Raw genomic sequence first — 17,628 nt, 5'->3', positions numbered from 1 at the left:
GTCAGGTGGCGGGCCGCGCCGCCGTGCTCTGCCGGACCACCAGGTGCGTCGCGAGTTCGATGCGCTGGGCGGCCTTGCCCGAGTCGTCGGGGGTGAGCAGCATGCGGGTGGCCTCCTCGGCCATGTTCCGCAGGGGCTGGTGGACCGTGGTGAGGGGCGGGCTGGACCACTGGGCGAGGGGGACGTCGTCGTAGCCGACCACGGACAGGTCCTCGGGGACGCGCAGGCCCTTGAGCCGGGCGGCCTCCAGGACGCCCAGGGCCTGCAGGTCGCTGCCGGCGAAGATCGCCGTGGGCCGGCCGGGACCCTCCAGGAGGGCCAGGGCGTGCTCGAAGCCGCTCTGCACGTGGAAGTCGCCGAACCGGGTGAGGCGGGGGTCGGGTTCCAGGCCGGCCATGGCCATGGCCGAGCGGTAGCCGTCGAGGCGGGCGAGGGAGCAGAGCATGTCCTCGGGGCCGGTGACGATGGCGACGCGTTCGTGACCGAGGTCGGTGAGGTGGCGGGTGGCGGCGAGCCCGCCGGCCCAGTTGGCGGAGCCGACCGAGGGCACGTCGGGGTCGGGGTCGCCGGCCGGGTCGATGACGACGAACGGGATGCCGGCGGCCCGCAGTCGCCGTTTGACGCTCTCGGGGAGCAGTGAGAAGACCAGGACGACGCCCAGCGGCCTGCGGCGCAGCACGCCGTCGAGCCAGTCCGGGGCGGGGGCGTGCCGGGTGCCGCTCTCGGTGAGCACCACCGTCGCCCGGTTCTGCCGGGCGACACCGTCCACCCCTCGGATGAGTTCCATCGCCCAGACGCTCTCCAGCTCGTGGAAGACGAGTTCGATCAGCGGGGAGCGGGGCGGGGACGAGGCGCGCCGGCGGTAGCCGCGGTCCTGCAGGAGGCGTTCGACCCGGTCCCGGGTCGTCCGGGAGACATCCGAACGACCGTTGAGGACCTTCGAAACTGTCGGCATCGAGACGCCGGCCTCTTTCGCGACCGCCGCCAGCGTGACCCTGCCGCTCACCTCGTCGTCATCGTGCATGGCCGCCAATATAGGCCACGGCTTGTCCATAACGGTTGGATGAACAGGCGTACGACCGTTGACCGGGCATCAGCGCTGACCTACTGTCCCAGCGCATGGACTTTCGGCGATGACGCCGAAACTTTCGAAAGGCGGACGATGAAGACACGCGCGCGCTTGCCCCGACTGGTCGCCTGCGGGGCGACGCTCGCCCTCGCCCTGGGCCTGACGGCCTGCGGTGGTGGCGGCGGTGCCTCGGCGGACGACGACACGATCCATGTGCTGGTCTACGGCGACGCCACCAACAAGGTCGAGAAGCGGTTCGTCGACGAGTTCAACAAGACGTCCGACGTCAAGGTGGTCCTGGACACCATCCCCGGTGCCGACTACCAGAAGAAGCTGCAGACCATCCTGAGCACCCCGCAGGCCCCCGACATCTTCTTCAACTGGGGCGGCGGCAGCATCCGGCCGTTCGTCAAGGCGGACCTGCTGATGCCGCTGGACGACCTCATCAAGAAGAACCCGGACCTGGAGAACAAGTTCCTGCCCGCCGTCTTCGAGAACGCCGTCGTCGACGGCAAGCCCTACGGCATCCCGATGCGCGGCACCCAGCCGGTCCTGCTCTTCCACAACAAGGACGTCCTCGACAAGGCCGGCGTGAAGCCGCCGAAGACCTGGGACGAACTCCTCGACGCCGTAGGAAAGCTGAAGGACGAGGGCGTCACGCCGATCGCGCTGGGCGCCGGTGACATCTGGACGACCCAGATGTGGTTCCAGTACCTCTTCGACCGCGTCGCCGGCCCCGAACTGCTGCAGAAGGCCCTCGGCGGCGACCCGAGCGCCTGGGAGAGCCCCGACGCCAAGAAGGCCCTCGGCATGATCCGGGAGCTCGTCGACGCGGGCGCCTTCGGCAAGAACTACGACTCCGTCAAGTACACCAACGGCGGCTCGGTCCAGCTGGTGGCCTCCGGCAAGGCGGGCTTCGAGCTGATGGGCTCCTGGTACTACTCCCAGCAGCTCACGGACCACCCGGACTTCGCCGAGAAGGGCCTCGGCTACTCCGTCTTCCCGTCCGTCGAGGGCGGCAAGGGCGACCCGAAGAACGTCGCCGGCAACACCAACAACTACTACTCGGTGACGAAGAAGACCAAGCACCCCGAGGCCGTCGCCGAGTTCCTCGAGCTGATGTACTCGGACGACTTCGTCAAGGCGCAGCTGGAGATCGGCAACCTGCCGACCACCACCAACACCGCCCAGTTCATCGACGACTCCGAGAACGCCGAGTACACCCGCTTCCAGTACGACCTGGTCAGCGACACCCCCTCGTTCCAGCTCTCCTGGGACCAGGCGTACCCGCAGAAGGCCAGCTCGTCGCTGTACCAGGCCATCCAGCAGTTCTTCAACGGACAGCTCGACGCGGACGGCTTCATCAAGGCCATGCAGGCCCTCCCCACCGAGTGACGAACGGCTCATGACCACCAAGACACTGAGCGCCCCGCCCGCCGCCGGACCCCGCAAGGGGACCCGGCGGCGGCCGGCCGCATCCTCCGCGGCGGGGGTCGGCCGCCCCGGCTTCGGCTGGGCCGTGCCCGCCGCCGTCTTCTTCATCCTCTTCGCGATCACGCCGCTGGTGATGGTGGCCGTGCTGTCCCTGATGACCTGGGACGGGCTCGGCTCACCCGAGTTCGTCGGCTTCGACAACTGGTCGAAGCTGTGGGACGACCCGGTGATGTTCCAGAGCATCTGGCTGACCCTGCTGCTGACCGCGCTCGGCGTGGTCGTCCAGACGCCGCTGAGCATCGTGCTCGGCGTCTGGGCCGCCGGACACCAGCGCAACCGCGCGGTGCTGTCGGTGATCTACTTCATCCCGCTGCTGCTGTCCGCCACCGCCGTCTCCGTGCTGTGGCGGGCGCTCCTCGACCCGAACTTCGGCATCCCCGCCGAGGCGACGTGGCTGTTCGGCGACGGCAACCTGTTCGGTGAACAGGCCACCGCCCTCGGTGTGCTGGCCTTCGTCAGCACCTGGCAGTTCACGCCGTTCCACACACTGATCTACCAGGGCGCCGCCCGCGCCGTCCCGCAGGTGCTGTACCAGGCGGCGGAGATCGACGGTGCCGGCCGCTACCGGCAGTTCTTCCACATCACCCTGCCGCAGCTGCGGAACTCGATGATCACCTCGATGATCCTGATGATCGTCGGCGGTCTGACCACCTTCGAGACGGTCCTCATCCTGACCCAGGGCGGCCCCGGCACCGACACCACCATCAGCGCCTACTACATGTACGACAAGGCCTTCAAGAGCTTCGACTACGGCACCGGTTCCGCCATCGCCCTGACCCTGGTCGTCGCCGCGACCGTCATCTCGCTGATCGTCGTCCGGGTCTCCGGCTACGACAAGATGCGCAGCACCATGGAGGGTGTGTCATGAGGCGCCGCCCGAACTACCTGGCCGGCGCCGGCTCCCTGCTCTGGCTGTTCGTCATCGGCCTGCCGCTGTACGTCATGTTCGCGGCGACCGTGCGCACCCGCCAGGACTACGCCGAGAACGGCCCCGTCTCCCTCCCGGACAGCTTCACCCTGGACAACTACACCGGGGCCTTCAACGCGGGGTTCGGCCAGTACTTCCTCAACACCCTGGTCGTCACCGGGGCGGTCATCGGCATCGTGCTGCTGCTCGTCCCGCCGCTCGCCTACGCCATCGTGCGCAGCCGGGGCCGGACCACGTCGGCGGTCTTCCGGCTGTTCCTGCTCGGGCTGGCCATCCCGGCGCAGGCCGTGATCGTGCCGATGTTCTACCTGATCAGCCAGGCCGGGCTGTACGACAACCTGCTCGGCGTCATCCTGCCCACGGCGGCGTTCTGCCTGCCGATGTCGGCCCTCATCCTCAGCGGCGCGATGCGCGACATCTCCCCGGAGCTGTACGAGGCCATGGCCATGGACGGCGCCTCCCCGCGGCGCATGTTCTTCCAGCTCGTGCTGCCGCTGTCCCGCGGCGGACTGTCCACGATCGTGGTCTTCTCCGCACTCCAGGCGTGGAACGGCTTCCTGTTCCCGCTCGTCCTGACCCAGTCCGACTCCAGCAAGGTGATCACCCTGGGTCTGTACAACTTCCAGACCGAGCACGGCATCGACATCCCCGGTCTGCTGGGCGCCGTGGTGCTGTCCATGGTTCCCATCCTTCTCGTCTACCTGTTCGCCCGTCGCGCCCTGGTCCAGGGCCTGATGGGCGTCGGAGGAAAGTGACCGCCAACGTGGCCGTAGAGACCACCTCCCAAGCCCCCCTCTGGAACGACCCCGCCCGTCCCGTGTCCGACCGGGTCGACGCCCTCGTCGAGGCGATGACCCTGCGCGAGAAGATCGCCCAGCTGTACGGCGTGTGGGTCGGCGCGTCCGACCAGGGCGGTGAAGTCGCCCCCCACCAGCACGACATGGAGGAGGCCGTCGACCTCGACGCCCTCCTGCCCGCCGGCCTGGGCCAGCTGACCCGCCCCTTCGGCACCGTCCCCGTCGACCCCGCGCTCGGCGCCCTGTCCCTGGCCCGCACCCAGGCCCGGATCGCGGCCACGAACCGCTTCGGCATCCCCGCCCTGGCCCACGACGAGTGCCTGGCCGGGTTCGCCGCCTGGGGCGCCACCGCCTACCCGGTGCCGCTGTCCTGGGGCGCCACCTTCGACCCCGACGCGGTCCGCCGGATGGCGGCCGCCATCGGCCGGGACATGCGCTCCGTCGGCGTCCACCAGGGCCTGGCCCCGGTGCTGGACGTCGTCCGCGACGCCCGCTGGGGCCGGGTGGAGGAGACCATCGGGGAGGACCCCTACCTCGTCGGCACCGTCGGCACCGCCTACGTCCAGGGCCTGGAGTCCGCCGGGATCGTCGCCACACTGAAGCACTTCGTCGGCTACTCCGCCTCCCGCGCCGGACGCAACCTCGCCCCCGCCCCCCTCGGCTCCCGCGAGCGCGCCGACGTGCTGCTGCCCCCCTTCGAGATGGCGGTCCGCGAGGGCGGGGCCCGCTCCGTCATGCACGCCTACAACGACCTGGACGGCATCCCCGTCGCCGCCGACGAGACCCTGCTCACCGGACTGCTCCGGGACACCTGGGGCTTCGACGGCACCGTCGTCGCCGACTACTTCGGCATCGCCTTCCTCAAGATCCTCCACGGAGTGGCCGCCGACTGGGCCGAGGCCGCCGGCGCCGCCCTCACCGCCGGCGTCGACGTGGAACTCCCCACCGTCAAGACCTTCGGCGAACCGCTCGCCGAGGCCGTCGCCGACGGACGCGTACCGGAGTCCCTCATCGACCGCGCCCTGCGCCGCGTCCTGACCCAGAAGGCCGAACTGGGGCTGCTCGACCCGGACTGGAACCCGGTACCCCCGGCCCTCGACGGCACCGACCCCGAGGCCCCCGACGACCCCGACGCCCTGCGCGGCACCGTCGACCTGGACCGGCCCGAGAACCGCGCACTCGCCCGCGAGATCGCCGAGAAGGCCGTCGTCCTGCTCACCAACGACGGCACCCTGCCCCTCACCCGCCCCCGCCGGATCGCCCTGATCGGCCCCAACGCCGACGAACCGACCGCCGTCCTGGGCTGCTACTCCTTCCCCCAGCACGTAGGGGTGCAGCACCCGGACGTCCCCGTGGGCATCGACCTGCCGACCCTGGCCGAGACGATGACCGAGGAGTTCCCCGACGCCGAGATCACGGTCGTGCGGGGCACCGGCGTCGACGACGGGGACCTGACCGGCCTCGACGCCGCCCTGGCGGCCGCCCGGGACGCCGACGTGGTCGTCGCCGCCCTCGGCGACCGGGCCGGACTGTTCGGCCGGGGCACCAGCGGCGAGGGCTGCGACGTGGAGTCCCTCGCCCTGCCCGGCGCCCAGCAGCACCTCCTCGACGCCCTCCTCGACACCGGCCGCCCGGTCGTGACCGTCCTGCTCACCGGCCGCCCCTACGCGCTGGGGCGGGCCGCGGAGGACTCCGCCGCCATCGTGCAGTCGTTCTTCCCCGGCGAAGAGGGCACCCGCGCGATCGCCGGAGTGCTCAGCGGACGCACCGAGCCCTCCGGACGCCTCCCGGTCGGCGTGCCGCGCGGCACCGGGGCCCAGCCCTCCACCTACCTCGGGGCGCGCCTCGCCCAGGCCAGCGACGTCTCCAGCATCGACCCGACCCCGGCCTTCGGCTTCGGCCACGGCCTCACCTACACCACCTTCGAGTGGACCGACCTCGCCGTGGACACCGGGGAAGCGGCCACGGACGGCGAGTTCACCCTCGCCCTCACCGTCCGCAACACCGGCGCGCGCCCCGGCACCGAGGTCGTCCAGCTCTACCTGCACGACCCCGTCGCCTCCGTCGTCCAGCCGGTGCAGCGCCTGGTCGGCTACACCCGGGTCGCGCTGGAGCCGGGGCAGTCCCGTCGCGTGCACGTCATGGTGCCGGCCGACGTGGCCTCCTTCACCGGACGCGACGGCCGCCGCATCGTCGAACCGGGCGTCCTGCACCTGCGCCTGGCCGCGTCGAGCACCGACGCCCGCCTGACGGCGACGGTCACCCTGACCGGCCCGGAGCGCGAGGTGGACCACACCCGCCGGTTCCACGCGGAGTTCACCCTGGAGGGGTGACCCGCCCCCGCCCATGTCCCGGCCGGCCCGAACCGCACCCGTGCGGTCCGGGCCGGCCATGCGTCGGCTCGGGGCCTGCCTCAGCGGAACGTGGCGGCGTTCTCGGCCCCGCACTGCCCGAAAGCTCTGATGGGGGAGCCGTTGACCAACCGGACCGCTTGTGCACCTCGAGCAGTCCGTCGTGACGTCCCCACCCGGCCGACCTCCTCGACGGACACCTCGCGCCCCAGGGCCGTCCCGATGGCTCGAGCCTGCTGACGGGGTGCACGCGTTCCGGTCGGTCAGCGCGCGCGTACGTCCGCCCGCGGTGATGCGGCTCGGTCAGCGCCGCGTGGGCCGCCGCCGCGATGTCGGCGGGGTGGACGGTGGGAAGCTCGATGTCGGCATGAGGCACTCGGACCGACCAGGTGCTCCCGGACCGACTCCGCCCACCACAGGGCGTTCGACGCGAGCTGCGTCGGACACAGGACCGTCCAGCCCGTCCCGTTGTCCCGCAACAGCCGCTCGGCGCACAGGTTGTCAGCAGCGGCGGGGGCAGGTGCGGACGGGTGCGCACGGTGATGGCTGACACGAGCACCACATGCTCCGCATCCGCCCACTGCCCGTTGTGGCACCCACTTCGGAAAATCCGTCGAGCTACGCGGGGCCGCCGCCTACCCTGATCGCATGGGCCACGCGAAGAGTTCGTACGTCTGCCTGCCGTGCCGGGCTTCGTACAAGCAGCCGTACGACAGAGAACGGCCGCACCGGATCTGCCCTCGTTGCGCGGAGCCGCTGATCCACGTGGGATCGGCCTTCGCGGCGCCGCCGCGTCGGGACACCGCCGCCTGGCGCACGCTGTCCGTTCTCCTCCACGCCGGCATCCGCTTTCACAAGAGCTGTTGCGGTGGGCCCGGATACCGTCCGCGTACCTTGACGGAGGTCCGCGAGCGCATGGCGTACGCCCGCCGCACGGGCGAGCCCTTCGCCCGGTCCCTGATTCGCCCGGAAGTGTCTTGAGGGACACGGCACTTCATCACCGCTGAGGCCGCTGACGAGGCGGCCGGGATGCCCCAGCGTAAACGGCGATGCCGTTGGCCCGCCAGGGCAACTGGACGGTGTTGTTGCGGAAGTGGTTGTCGTGGCCGACGTCCACGGCGGGGTCCTTGACGTACTTGCTGGCCCACACGGCCAGGGAGTCGTCACCGGTGTTGCGGAAGGACGAGTCGAAGACGGTCGAGTTGCGGGTGCCGTTGGCGAAGTTGATGCCGTCGGCGTACGTGTTGCAGATCCGCATGCCGGTGAACTCCAGCCCGTCGCCCGGCCCCCACAGCTCGGGGATGTTCGAGTGGTCCCGGCCTACCCAGACGCCGACGTTGGCGTGCTCGATCCACACGTTGCTGATCCGGGTGTTCCGGCCGAACCGGCCGTTGAGGCCGACGCCCCCTTCCGCGTTGCCGTCCCCGCCCCGGATTGTGCCGGAGCCGAAGACGGCCAGGTCGGAGATCCTCGTGTTGTCGTCGATGTCGAAGCCGAAGTTCCCCTCGTGCGGGTGGTTGATGCCGCCGGCCTCGTGGGGCGGGGTGAGGGTGTACAGCTGGGAGTGCCACATGCCCGCGCCGCGGATGGTGACGTCCCGGATGCCGACCTGGTTGAACTGCCCGCGGTTCAGCGGGTCGTCGGTGAGGATCTTCTGCTCCTGGCGCCACTGCCCGGCCGGGATCCACACGCAGGGGATCTCGCCCTTCTGGTCGGCGGTGACCGCCCGCTGGAGGGCGTCGGTGTCGTCGATGCCGTCGTTGGGGACAGCACCGTACTCGGTGATGGAGACGCATCCGGCCGGCTTGTCCTTGGGCGGGGCGACCTGCTCCAGGTCGATCAGGTCGACGACGTAGAAGGCGGCGTCGTCACCGGCGTCCCGATGGAGGCGGAACGTGGTGCCCGCCGGGTAGCTGCGGTCGAGCAGCGCGTGGGACTCGTCGAACAGCCGCCGCGCGTCGCCGCCGGGACGGTTGGTGAGCCCCTCCGGGTCGTCGGTGTTCCCGTACAGCCAGCTGTGCTTGGACGACAGCGTCAGCTTGCGGACGAAGGTGCCGTCGGCGTACAGGCTGAGCGTCGCCTCGCGCCCGCCGCCGCCCGGGGCGTCGGGAATGGAGTTGCGCACCACGACGGAGTTGGCGGCGTCGGTGGAGGTGAACTCCACGTGGTCGCCCGTGCCGTCGAGGCGTACGGACTTCCGGCCGGAGGACTCGGTGGCGAAGTTGGTGTGCCCGAAGGTGCGCTTCTTGTCGGCGGTGAGCAGCGTGCCGGTGTAGCGGCCGTCCTCGGCCTCGTACTCGGTGTACGGGACCGCGGCGCCGCGTCCGACGACGAGGGTGCGGACGAAGACGTGGTTGTCCTCGTCGGTCTCGGTGAGCCGGTCGGTGGCGTCGGCGGTGGCGGTGAGGGTGGCGCCGCCGCCGGTGGCCTTCCAGGTCCCGGTGAGGGCCACGGCGGTGCTCCGCCCGGCGGCGATCGAGCCGGTCGTGCCGTCCAGGGTGGTGTCGCCGACGGTCAGCCGGGTGACGGTCCCGGCGGGGGCCGTGGTGGTGCCGCGGTTCTGCACCGTGACGGTGAACGAGACGGAGGCGCCCACGGGGGGTGACGCCGGGTCGGGGGTGATGCCGGTGACCCGCAGATCCGGGCCCGGGCGCTGCGAGACGGTCAGCTTCGTCGCCGCCGTACGGCTGTTGTTGCTGTTGTCCAGCTCGACGCGGACGGCACCGGTGCGCCGGACCGCGGGAGCGGCGACGACACCGGTGCCGTGCGGTGAGATGACTCAACGTCAGAAACAGTTCGAGCGCCCGCTGTTGTCAACCGGCGGGCGGCGGGGGCGCGGTCGACGCCCGAACCACCAGCTCCGGCTCGAAGAGGAGTTCGCCGGGATGGGGCTGGGTGCCCTGGATCTGGGCGCACAGCAGGTCGACGGCCGCGCGGCCCATCGCCTCGATGGGCTGGCGCACGGTCGACAACGGTGGCTCCGTGCAGGTCATGAACGCCGAGTCGTCGAAACCGACGACCGACACGTCGGCCGGGACGCGGAGCCCCTTGCGGCGGGCGGCCCGGACGGCCCCGAGGGCGAGCGGGTCACTGCCGCACACGAACCCGGTGACGCCCCGCTCCAGCAGCCGCGTCGTGGCGGCCTGGCCCCCCTCCAGCGAGAAGATCGACCGCTCCACGAACGCGTCCGACCACTGGGTGCCGGTGCTCTCGGCCGCCACCCGGGCGGCCGCCAGTTTGCGGCGCGAGGGGACGTGGTCGGAGGGGCCGAGGACCAGGCCGATCCGCTGGTGGCCCAGGGAGGCGAGGTGACGCCACGCCTGCTCGACCGCCACGGCGCCGTCGCAGGCGACGCAGGGGAAGTCGAGCCCCTCGATCGACGCGTTGACGAGTACCACCGGGATCTTCCGCTCGGCCAGCCGCCGGTAGTGCCCGTGCGGCGCGTCGGCCTGCGCGAACAGGCCGCCCGCGAAGATGACCCCGGAGACCTGCTGCTGGAGCAGCAGGTCCACGTAGTCGGCCTCGGAGACACCGCCCCGGGTCTGGGTGCACAGCACCGGGGTGAGGCCCTGCTGGGCCAGAGCGCCTCCGATGACCTCGGCGAACGCCGGGAAGATGGGGTTCTGCAACTCCGGCAGGACCAGACCGACGAGCCGGGCGCGCTCCCCGCGCAGCTGGGTGGGCCGCTCGTACCCCAGCACGTCGAGAGCGGTGAGCACCGACTGGCGGGTCCCCTCGGACACCCCGGGCTTGCCGTTGAGGACACGACTGACCGTGGCCTCGCTGACCCCCACCTTCTTGGCCACCAGCGCAAGTCGTCGCGTCATGCGTGCAAGGTTAACGCAAGCCACGCAAGCGAGTTGCGTACCCGCACTGCTCGTTCACCGCCCTCCTCCACCGCGGGACTCATCCGCGCAGCCACACCGCCGTGTCCGGGGGCAGCCGCCCCTCGGCGTCCAGTGGTTCGCTGGCCAGGAGCAGCCGCTCGTGCGGGGGCAGAGCGGCAGGCGCGTCGGAGAGGTTGACGACGCACAGCAGCCCGTGCGGGCGCGCGAAGGCGAGCACGTCCCGCGGGGCGGGGAGCCAGGTCAACGGACCGTCCCCGAAGCCGTCCTCGGACCGGCGCAGCCGCAGGGCCCGACGGTAGAGCGTGAGCATCGACCCCGGGTCGGCGCTCTGCCGGTCGACCGCGTACGACGCCCAGGTGGCGGGCTGCGGCAGCCACGGCTTGTCCCCGGCGCCGAAGCCGTACCACCGCGCCCCCGCCTCCCACGGCAGGGGCACCCGGCAGCCGTCGCGCCCCGGATCGGTCCCCCGGGAACGGAAGTGCATGGGGTCCTGGATCCGGTCGAGCGGTATGTCCGCCTCGGGCAGGCCCAGTTCCTCCCCCTGGTAGACGTAGACCGACCCGGGCAGGGCCAGGGTGAGCAGGGCCGCCGCACGGGCCCGCCGGGTGCCGAGCTCCGGGTCGGCCGGGGTGCCGAAGCGCTTCGCGGCGAAGTCGAAGCCGGTGTCGGCCCGTAGCGGGTGACGGTGCGGGTGACGTCGTGGTTGCACAGCACCCAGGTGGCGGGCGCGCCGACCGGGGCGTGTTCGGCGAGGGTGCCGTCGATGGCACGGCGGAGCCGCCCGGCCTCCCACGGGCAGGTCAGGAAGGTGAAGTTGAACGCGGTGTGCAGTTCGTCGGGACGCAGGTAGCGGGCGAAGCGTTCGGCGTCGGGCAGCCAGACCTCGCCGACGAAGACGCCGCCGTACTCGTCGGCGACGGCCCGCCAGGAGCGGTAGACGTCGTGCAGGTCGTCGCGGTCGATGTACGGGTGCGGGTCGGCGCCCTCCACGAAGTCGGGAAGGGCGGGATCCTTGGTGAGCAGCGCGGCCGAGTCGATCCGTACGCCGGCGACACCCCGCTCGAACCAGAAGCGCAGGATGTCCTCGTGCTCGCGCCGCACCGCGGGGTGGGCCCAGTTGAGGTCGGGCTGCTCGGGACTGAACAGGTGCAGGTACCATTCCCCGTCCGGGACGCGGGTCCAGGTCGCGCCGGAGAACTGCGACGGCCAGTCGTTGGGCGGCCGTGCGCCGTCGGGTCCGCGGCCCGGCCGGAAGTGGAACAGTTCGCGCTCCGGGCTGCCGGGCCCGGCGGCCAGGGCCGCCCGGAACCACGGGTGCTGGTCGGAGACGTGGTTGGGCACGATGCCGACGATGGTGCGGATGCCGAGCGCGCGGGCCTCCGCGATCAGCTTCTCGGCCTCGGCCAGGGTGCCGAACGCGGGATCGACGGTGCGGTAGTCGGCGACGTCGTAGCCGCCGTCGACCAGGGGCGAGAGGTACCAGGGGGTGAACCAGACGGCGTCGACGCCGAGGTCGGCGAGGTACGGCAGCCGGGCGCGGACACCCGCGAGGTCTCCGGTGCCGTTGCCGTCGCTGTCCGCGAAACTGCGCGGGTACACCTGGTAGATGACGGCGTCGCGCCACCAGTCGTCGGTGTCGTGCGGGGTGGGGGCAGCCACGGTGGGATCCTTCCGGGCCGGGTGGTTCCCGCCGCCGGCCCGGACGGCGGGGCGTCGGGTCGGACGGGCCGGCGGCGGGGGCGGGGGAGAGAGACGGGCGGTGGGGGCGTCACCCCTTGAGACCGCCGGCGGTGAGGCCGCTCATGATGTTGCGCTGGAACACCAGGAAGATGATCAGGGCGGGCAGCGACGCGATGGTGAGGGCGGCGATGAGCACGTTGAGGAGCAGGGTGGCCAGGTCCATGACCTCCCAGGCCCGCGCGTAGTTCTCCGGTTGACAAAGGAGCGTAATATCTCGCGCTGATTCTGCAATTCATTGACAGGAGCGCGTCGTTGAGGCGTGAACCCGCCTACCCGCAGGCGTCCGGGGAACCGGGGGACGCCACCGTCACTCCTGGCCCCGTCACTCGACGACGCGGCTGACGGTCTGCGCGACGCACACCGGCTTGTCCGACCCCTCCCGTTCCACCACGGCGTCCCAGCCGATCTGGGCGGTGTCGGGGGCGATCCGGTCGAACGACCGGAGGGTGGCGCGCACCCGGACGCGGGAACCGACCGGGAGCGGGGCGGGAAAACGGACACGGAGGAAAGACCCGCAAGAACTGAGTCGTAGGAGTTCTCCAGCGCGTGCTACTGTGACGCGTTTGCGTGGTCGTCGCGGTGGGACGATACCGCCCGTACGCATCCGCCGGTGCGGGGGCCGGGTCGTGCGCCGGGCCTTCCTCGGTACGCCCCCTGCGGAAGGCCCCCTTCATGAAGCACCCCGACGACTCCGGCACCTTCGCCGCCCTGGGACTGCCCGGCGCGGTGCTCCGCACCCTGGACGAGCAGGGCGTGCGCGCGCCCTTCCCGATCCAGGCCGCCACGCTGCCCGACGCCCTGCGAGGACGGGACGTCCTGGGGCGCGGGCGCACCGGCTCCGGCAAGACGCTCGCCTTCGGCCTCCCCCTGCTGGCCCGCACGGCCGGGCGGCGCGCCGAACCGAAGCAGCCGCTCGCCCTGATCCTGGTGCCCACCCGGGAGCTGGCCCAGCAGGTCACCCAGGCGCTTCAGCCGTACGCCGAGGCGCTGCGGCTGCGCATGGCCACGGTCGTCGGCGGCATGTCCATCGGCCGGCAGATCACCGCGCTCCGGCAGGGAGCCGAGGTCGTCGTCGCCACCCCCGGACGCCTGCACGACCTGGTCGAGCGGAACGCCTGCCGGCTGGGGCGGGTGCGGATCACCGTGCTGGACGAGGCCGACCAGATGTGCGACCTGGGCTTCCTGCCCCAGGCCGTCGACGCGCTCGACCGGGTCCACCCCGACGGCCAGCGGATGCTGTTCTCGGCCACCCTGGACGGCGACGTCGACCAGTTGGTCCGGCGCCACCTCCGCGATCCCGTCGTCCACTCGGTCGACCCCGCCGAGGGCACCGTCACGACGATGCGGCACCACCTCCTCGTCGTCCACGGCCCCGACCGCTACGCCGTCTGCACGGAGATCGCCGCCCGTGACGGCCGCGTCCTGCTGTTCCTCGACACCAAGCACGCCGTCGACCAGCTCACCCGCCACCTGCGCGCCTCCGGGGTGCCCGCCGGGGCCCTGCACAGCGGCAAGTCCCAGCCCCAACGCACCCGCACCCTCGCGCAGTTCAAGGACGGCCACCTCACCGCCCTGGTGGCGACGAACGTCGCCGCCCGCGGACTGCACATCGACGACCTCGACCTCGTCGTCAACGTCGACCCGCCCACCGACCCCAAGGACTACGTGCACCGCGCGGGCCGCACCGCCCGCGCCGGCGAGTCCGGCACCGTCGTCACGCTGGTGCCGGCGGGCGGACGCCGTGAAGCGGCCCGCGTCATCGCCGAGGCCGGCATCGAGGCGGGCGTCACCGAGGTGCGCTCCGGTGAGGCGGAACTGAGCCGCATCACCGGCGCCAGGACCCCCTCCGGGTCCCCGCTCGACGGCGGGCCCGCCGCCCCCCGGCCCAAGAACACCAACCGTCCCTTCCGCGGGCTCGGCACCAGCAAGGACACCTCGCGCGGCGGCGGCAGGCCGTCCCGCAAGGCGGGCGAGGCCCGCAAGCTGGCCGAGGCCCGGAAGGCGGCCCACGTGCGGCGCAACGGCTGAAGGGCCTGCCCCGCGAACACCGGCACGGCAGGCTGTGCCGGCACCACCCCCGAACCCAGGAGGCACCATGACCACAGAGCCCGTCCCCACCGAAGGTTCGGAGCCGGCCGCCCCCGGGACGCCCCCGCTGGAGCCGGACGGCGATGGCACCTACGACCTCAAGCGCAAGTTCCGTGAGGCCCTGGAGCGCAAGCGCGGCACGCAGGGGAAGGCGGCCGAGTCCGGCGCCGGCCCGAACGCCTCGAAGGTCCGTGGGGCGCACGGACCGGCCGCGAACCAGCGGTCGTTCCGGCGCAAGAGCGGCGGCTGAGCCGACCGGCCACGGAGGCCCGGGTGCGTACCCGGGCCTCCCCGCGGGTCAGCTCCGGTCCCGCTCCAGCCCCGCCACGAACCCGGCCCAGGCGCTCCGCGCGAACGCGAGGCACGGACCCCGGCGCTCCTTGGAGTCCCGTACGTGTATGAGGGCGGGGTCGGCGGCGACCTCGACGCACGCCCCGCCCTCGCCGCTGCTGTAGCTGCTCTTGAACCAGTCCAGCCGTGCCGGCCGTTCAGCGTTCATCGGTCTCCCAGCATCGTCTCGATCAGGGCCAGCGACTCCTCCGGGGTGAGTGCCTGCGCCCTGATGCTGCCGTAGCGTGCGGCAAGGGTACGTACCGCACCACCACCCACCCTGATCGCTCCGTGTACCGGGGACGAACCGGCGAGGATCCCGCCGGGGCACGGCCGGATATCCGTACGGCACACCATCCGCACCGGGACAGTCACCCTGCGTACGGCCCCGAGGGCTCCCCACGGTAGGGCGACTCGGTCACCCTCGGTGAGGTGAAACAGGAAATCGTCACCGCACCTGATGAACCGACGGTGGGCGCCGCTCACTTCCGCACCGTGTTCGCCGCCACGGCGCGCGGCGCGCACACCGCGCGCCACGCCGCCGAGCGGTGGCTGACGGACCGGCGGGGCGGGCCGGAGGCCGACGACGAGAGCACGGCCACGGCCCGCCTCCTCGTCGCCGAACTGACGGCGAACGCCGCCCTGCACGGCCGGGTCAGGGGCCGCCACGCACGCCTCGCCCTGACCCTGACGGCCACCACCCTGCGCATCGAGGTCACCGACGCGCGGGGCGAACGCCGACCCGTGCCCGTGTCGTCCGCGGGTGCCGACGGCGAGTCGGGGCGGGGCCTGCTCCTGGTCGCCGCCCTCGCGGACGCGTGGGGCTGCGAGCCCTGCCCGCCGGGCGGCAAGACGGTGTGGGCCGAATGCGCCCGGCGTGAGGGCTGACCGGCGTCAGTCGTCGTACGACAGGCCGTGCCCGGAGCGGAAGAGGATCCGGTCCGGATCGTCGGCCCGGGGGACGGGCACGGGCAGCCGGCCGCGCGGGTCGACACGGCCGGCGATCACCCGGGCGGCGGCGCGCAGTTCGACCTCGGTCCAGCAGTAGGAGGCCAGGGAGGCGGGGACGTCACCGAGGTGGGCGATGTCGTAGGGGTTGCGCACCGCGAGGTGGACGACGGGCACGCCCGTCGCGAGCAGCCGGGTCACCAGCGTGCGCTGGGTGCTGGTCGCGCCGACGTTGTCGGTGGTGACGATCACCGCGTCCCGGCCCCGCGCGGCGGACACCGCCTCGTCGATCTTCGCCGCGTCGGGGGTGCGGCCGGTGGCGAGGTGGGTGGTGCTGTAGCCCAGTTCGTCGAACGCCCTGGCCAGTTCCGGCACGGTGGTGCGGGTGCCGTCGGTCGGGAAGGCCGGGCCGGCGCCGACCACGAGCAGCTTGCGGTGCCGGCGCCGCAGCGGGAGCGTCCTGTCCCGGTTGACCAGCAGGGTGGTGGTGCGCTCGGCGATCCGGGCGGCGGCGAGGCGGTGCGCGCGGGCGCCGACCACCCGGTCGACCTCTCTGCGCGACACGTAGGGGCTGCCGCTGAGCAGACCGGCCTTGTCCTTCACCCGAAGGATGCGCAGCACGGACTCGTTCAGCCGGTCCTCGGTGATCTCCCCGCTGCGGACGGCGGCCAGGACGCCGTGGTAGGCGACGTCGATGTCCGGCGGGAACAGCAGCTGGTCGGCGCCGGCCTTGAGGGCGAGGACGGGCACGCGGTCGTCGCCGTACTTGGTGCGCACCCCCTGCATGTTGAGGGCGTCGGTGACGATCACGCCGTCGAAGCCGAGTTCGCCGCGCAGCACGCTCTGAAGGATCGTGGGGGACAGGGTGGCCGGGTCGTTGCTGGCGTCGAGCGCGGGCACCTGGAGGTGCGCGGTCATGATCGAGTCGACGCCGGCGGCGATGGCGGCCCGGAAGGGCGGGGCGTCGATGCGTTCCCACTCCTCTCGGGTGTGGGTGATGACGGGCAGCTCGGTGTGGCTGTCCTGCCCGGTGTCGCCGTGGCCGGGGAAGTGCTTGGCGCAGGCCACGACTCCGGCCTGCTGGTAGCCCGTCACCTGGGCGGCCACCATGCGGCCGACGTCGCGCGGATCGGCGCCGAAGGAACGGATGTTGATGATGGGGTTGGCCGGGTTGACGTTGACGTCGGCGACCGGGGCGAAGTTCTGGTGGATGCCCAGGGCGGCGAGTTCGGTGCCGGAGATGCGCCCGGCGGTGCGCGCGTCGGACAGCGAACGGCCCGCGCCGAGCGCCATCGCCCCCGGCAGCTGGGTGGCGCCGTCGCCGACCCGGACGTTGGCCCCGTGCTCCTGGTCGATGGAGATCAGCGACGGGACGGGGGTGGGCAGGGCGAGGGAGGCCCGCTGGATACCGTTCGTCAGGTCCGCGATCTGCCGGGGGTCGTGGATGTTGTTCGTCCAGCCCTGGAAGTAGATGACACCGCCGAGGTGGTACTTGGCGATGAGTTCGGCCACGGTGCGGACACCGAGTTCGCTGAGGTTGCGCTCCTGGTCGAACTGGCTGGGGGAGGTCGCCGACGAGCCGTAGAAGTACGGCACGAACAGCTGGCCGACCTTCGCCTCGGTGCTCATCCCGGAGAGGATCTTCTTCAGGCGCCGGTCGCGCCGGTGGGCGGCCGCGGGGGTGGCCGTCGCGCCCACGACACCCGTGGCGCTCGCGGCGACCACGGCCGCGGACGCGATCACTGTTCGTCTGGACGGGCTTCGGTCCTGCATGCGGGCATGCTCCTTCCAGCCTTGCTGGTCAGGGGAGTTGCGGGAATCACCAGGGGAGCCGAACAGCGCGCAACGTAGCCCGCGGATCCTGGGCGGGGCAAGAGGTCTAGACACAATAGGTCTAGACAAAGTGAGGCTGCTGCCGCCCCGCGCGTTGCGCGCCGCACCTCTGGCCGGATAACGCCTCGGCGATCACCGGCCCCCTCGGCCAGACTGGTTGCCTCACGCCACATGCGCACCGCCCCGCGGTGCACCGTGCCCG

The 17,628-nt window shown here is 72.0% G+C and carries 13 protein-coding genes and 4 pseudogenes; 8 read left to right on the top strand and 9 right to left on the bottom strand.

Features of this window, described 5'->3' with window-relative positions; all coding sequences use genetic code 11:
* Nucleotide 1: 1 nt before the first annotated feature.
* Entirely contained in the window at nucleotides 2-1,024 is a 1,023-nt protein-coding gene (locus tag ACSU53_RS02850; RefSeq protein ID WP_437024572.1) for a LacI family DNA-binding transcriptional regulator, read from the bottom strand.
* 138 nt (nucleotides 1,025-1,162) lie between these two features.
* Between ACSU53_RS02850 and ACSU53_RS02845 the strand changes: the two genes are divergently transcribed.
* The 4 genes from ACSU53_RS02845 to ACSU53_RS02830 are packed head-to-tail and all read left to right on the top strand — an operon-like array spanning nucleotide 1,163 to nucleotide 6,621.
* Nucleotides 1,163-2,464 (top strand): ABC transporter substrate-binding protein, encoded by a 1,302-nt coding sequence (locus tag ACSU53_RS02845; RefSeq protein WP_437024571.1) that lies wholly within the window; start codon nucleotides 1,163-1,165, stop codon nucleotides 2,462-2,464.
* A gap of 10 nt (nucleotides 2,465-2,474) precedes the next feature.
* Nucleotides 2,475-3,431 (top strand): carbohydrate ABC transporter permease, encoded by a 957-nt coding sequence (locus tag ACSU53_RS02840; RefSeq protein WP_437024570.1) that lies wholly within the window; start codon nucleotides 2,475-2,477, stop codon nucleotides 3,429-3,431.
* Nucleotides 3,428-4,246 carry a carbohydrate ABC transporter permease gene (locus ACSU53_RS02835; RefSeq protein WP_437024569.1) on the top strand — a complete coding sequence of 273 codons (819 nt, stop codon included), beginning with the start codon at nucleotides 3,428-3,430 and terminating at the stop codon, nucleotides 4,244-4,246. Before ACSU53_RS02840 ends, ACSU53_RS02835 begins: the two co-directional genes overlap by 4 nt.
* Entirely contained in the window at nucleotides 4,243-6,621 is a 2,379-nt protein-coding gene (locus tag ACSU53_RS02830) for a beta-glucosidase family protein (RefSeq protein ID WP_437024568.1), read from the top strand. Before ACSU53_RS02835 ends, ACSU53_RS02830 begins: the two co-directional genes overlap by 4 nt.
* An 80-nt stretch (nucleotides 6,622-6,701) precedes the next feature.
* On the opposite strand, the pseudogene ACSU53_RS02825 reads toward ACSU53_RS02830, so the two are convergent.
* Nucleotides 6,702-7,216, bottom strand: a pseudogene (locus ACSU53_RS02825) (SDR family oxidoreductase); the annotation flags it as partial.
* Between the two features lie 71 nt (nucleotides 7,217-7,287).
* Between ACSU53_RS02825 and ACSU53_RS02820 the strand changes: the two are divergent.
* The gene (locus ACSU53_RS02820; protein WP_239064018.1) at nucleotides 7,288-7,620 is read left to right on the top strand and encodes a deoxyxylulose-5-phosphate synthase; all 333 of its coding nucleotides are present in this window, start codon (nucleotides 7,288-7,290) and stop codon (nucleotides 7,618-7,620) included.
* 52 nt (nucleotides 7,621-7,672) lie between these two features.
* Here the strand turns inward: ACSU53_RS02820 and ACSU53_RS02815 are convergent.
* The 5 genes and pseudogenes from ACSU53_RS02815 to ACSU53_RS02795 form a co-directional block, all read right to left on the bottom strand.
* Nucleotides 7,673-9,352, bottom strand: a pseudogene (locus tag ACSU53_RS02815) (CARDB domain-containing protein); the annotation flags it as partial.
* A 100-nt stretch (nucleotides 9,353-9,452) separates the two neighbouring features.
* Nucleotides 9,453-10,466, bottom strand: a complete 1,014-nt coding sequence (locus ACSU53_RS02810; RefSeq protein WP_437024567.1) for a LacI family DNA-binding transcriptional regulator — start codon at nucleotides 10,464-10,466, stop codon at nucleotides 9,453-9,455.
* A gap of 79 nt (nucleotides 10,467-10,545) precedes the next feature.
* Nucleotides 10,546-12,146, bottom strand: a pseudogene (locus ACSU53_RS02805) (glycoside hydrolase family 13 protein).
* Between the two features lie 109 nt (nucleotides 12,147-12,255).
* Nucleotides 12,256-12,366: pseudogene (locus ACSU53_RS02800) on the bottom strand (carbohydrate ABC transporter permease); the annotation flags it as partial.
* 183 nt (nucleotides 12,367-12,549) lie between these two features.
* Nucleotides 12,550-12,684 (bottom strand): hypothetical protein, encoded by a 135-nt coding sequence (locus tag ACSU53_RS02795; protein WP_437024566.1) that lies wholly within the window; start codon nucleotides 12,682-12,684, stop codon nucleotides 12,550-12,552.
* A 215-nt stretch (nucleotides 12,685-12,899) separates the two neighbouring features.
* On the opposite strand from ACSU53_RS02795, the gene ACSU53_RS02790 reads away from it, so the two are divergent.
* Both ACSU53_RS02790 and ACSU53_RS02785 read left to right on the top strand, forming a co-directional pair.
* On the top strand, nucleotides 12,900-14,255 hold the full coding sequence (locus ACSU53_RS02790; protein WP_437024565.1) for a DEAD/DEAH box helicase: 1,356 nt from the start codon (nucleotides 12,900-12,902) through the stop codon (nucleotides 14,253-14,255).
* Nucleotides 14,256-14,322: 67 nt separating this feature from the next.
* The gene (locus ACSU53_RS02785; protein ID WP_437024564.1) at nucleotides 14,323-14,565 is read left to right on the top strand and encodes a DUF5302 domain-containing protein; all 243 of its coding nucleotides are present in this window, start codon (nucleotides 14,323-14,325) and stop codon (nucleotides 14,563-14,565) included.
* 48 nt (nucleotides 14,566-14,613) lie between these two features.
* Here the strand turns inward: ACSU53_RS02785 and ACSU53_RS02780 are convergent, their stop codons facing one another.
* The gene (locus tag ACSU53_RS02780) at nucleotides 14,614-14,814 is read right to left on the bottom strand and encodes a DUF397 domain-containing protein (RefSeq protein WP_437024563.1); all 201 of its coding nucleotides are present in this window, start codon (nucleotides 14,812-14,814) and stop codon (nucleotides 14,614-14,616) included.
* Between the two features lie 263 nt (nucleotides 14,815-15,077).
* Here ACSU53_RS02780 and ACSU53_RS02775 point away from each other — a divergent pair, with 263 nt between their 5' ends.
* On the top strand, nucleotides 15,078-15,533 hold the full coding sequence (locus ACSU53_RS02775) for an ATP-binding protein (protein WP_437024562.1): 456 nt from the start codon (nucleotides 15,078-15,080) through the stop codon (nucleotides 15,531-15,533).
* Between the two features lie 6 nt (nucleotides 15,534-15,539).
* Here the strand turns inward: ACSU53_RS02775 and ACSU53_RS02770 are convergent, their stop codons facing one another.
* On the bottom strand, nucleotides 15,540-17,366 hold the full coding sequence (locus tag ACSU53_RS02770) for a glycoside hydrolase family 3 protein (protein ID WP_437024561.1): 1,827 nt from the start codon (nucleotides 17,364-17,366) through the stop codon (nucleotides 15,540-15,542).
* Between the last annotated feature and the right edge of the window lie 262 nt (nucleotides 17,367-17,628).

The sequence above is a fragment of the Streptomyces sp. enrichment culture genome (genome assembly GCF_964273255.1).
GTDB lineage: Bacteria > Actinomycetota > Actinomycetes > Streptomycetales > Streptomycetaceae > Streptomyces.
This window is presented reverse-complemented; position numbering and strand designations above follow the sequence as displayed.

Coding starts and splice junctions, on each gene's coding strand:
- ACSU53_RS02790 (WP_437024565.1), top strand. CDS start 12,900: ATGAAGCACCCCGACGACTCCGGCACCTTCGCCGCCCTGGGACTGCCC.
- ACSU53_RS02850 (WP_437024572.1), bottom strand. CDS start 1,024: ATGCACGATGACGACGAGGTGAGCGGCAGGGTCACGCTGGCGGCGGTC.
- ACSU53_RS02840 (WP_437024570.1), top strand. CDS start 2,475: ATGACCACCAAGACACTGAGCGCCCCGCCCGCCGCCGGACCCCGCAAG.
- ACSU53_RS02770 (WP_437024561.1), bottom strand. CDS start 17,366: ATGCAGGACCGAAGCCCGTCCAGACGAACAGTGATCGCGTCCGCGGCC.
- ACSU53_RS02820 (WP_239064018.1), top strand. CDS start 7,288: ATGGGCCACGCGAAGAGTTCGTACGTCTGCCTGCCGTGCCGGGCTTCG.
- ACSU53_RS02835 (WP_437024569.1), top strand. CDS start 3,428: ATGAGGCGCCGCCCGAACTACCTGGCCGGCGCCGGCTCCCTGCTCTGG.
- ACSU53_RS02810 (WP_437024567.1), bottom strand. CDS start 10,466: ATGACGCGACGACTTGCGCTGGTGGCCAAGAAGGTGGGGGTCAGCGAG.
- ACSU53_RS02785 (WP_437024564.1), top strand. CDS start 14,323: ATGACCACAGAGCCCGTCCCCACCGAAGGTTCGGAGCCGGCCGCCCCC.
- ACSU53_RS02845 (WP_437024571.1), top strand. CDS start 1,163: ATGAAGACACGCGCGCGCTTGCCCCGACTGGTCGCCTGCGGGGCGACG.
- ACSU53_RS02780 (WP_437024563.1), bottom strand. CDS start 14,814: ATGAACGCTGAACGGCCGGCACGGCTGGACTGGTTCAAGAGCAGCTAC.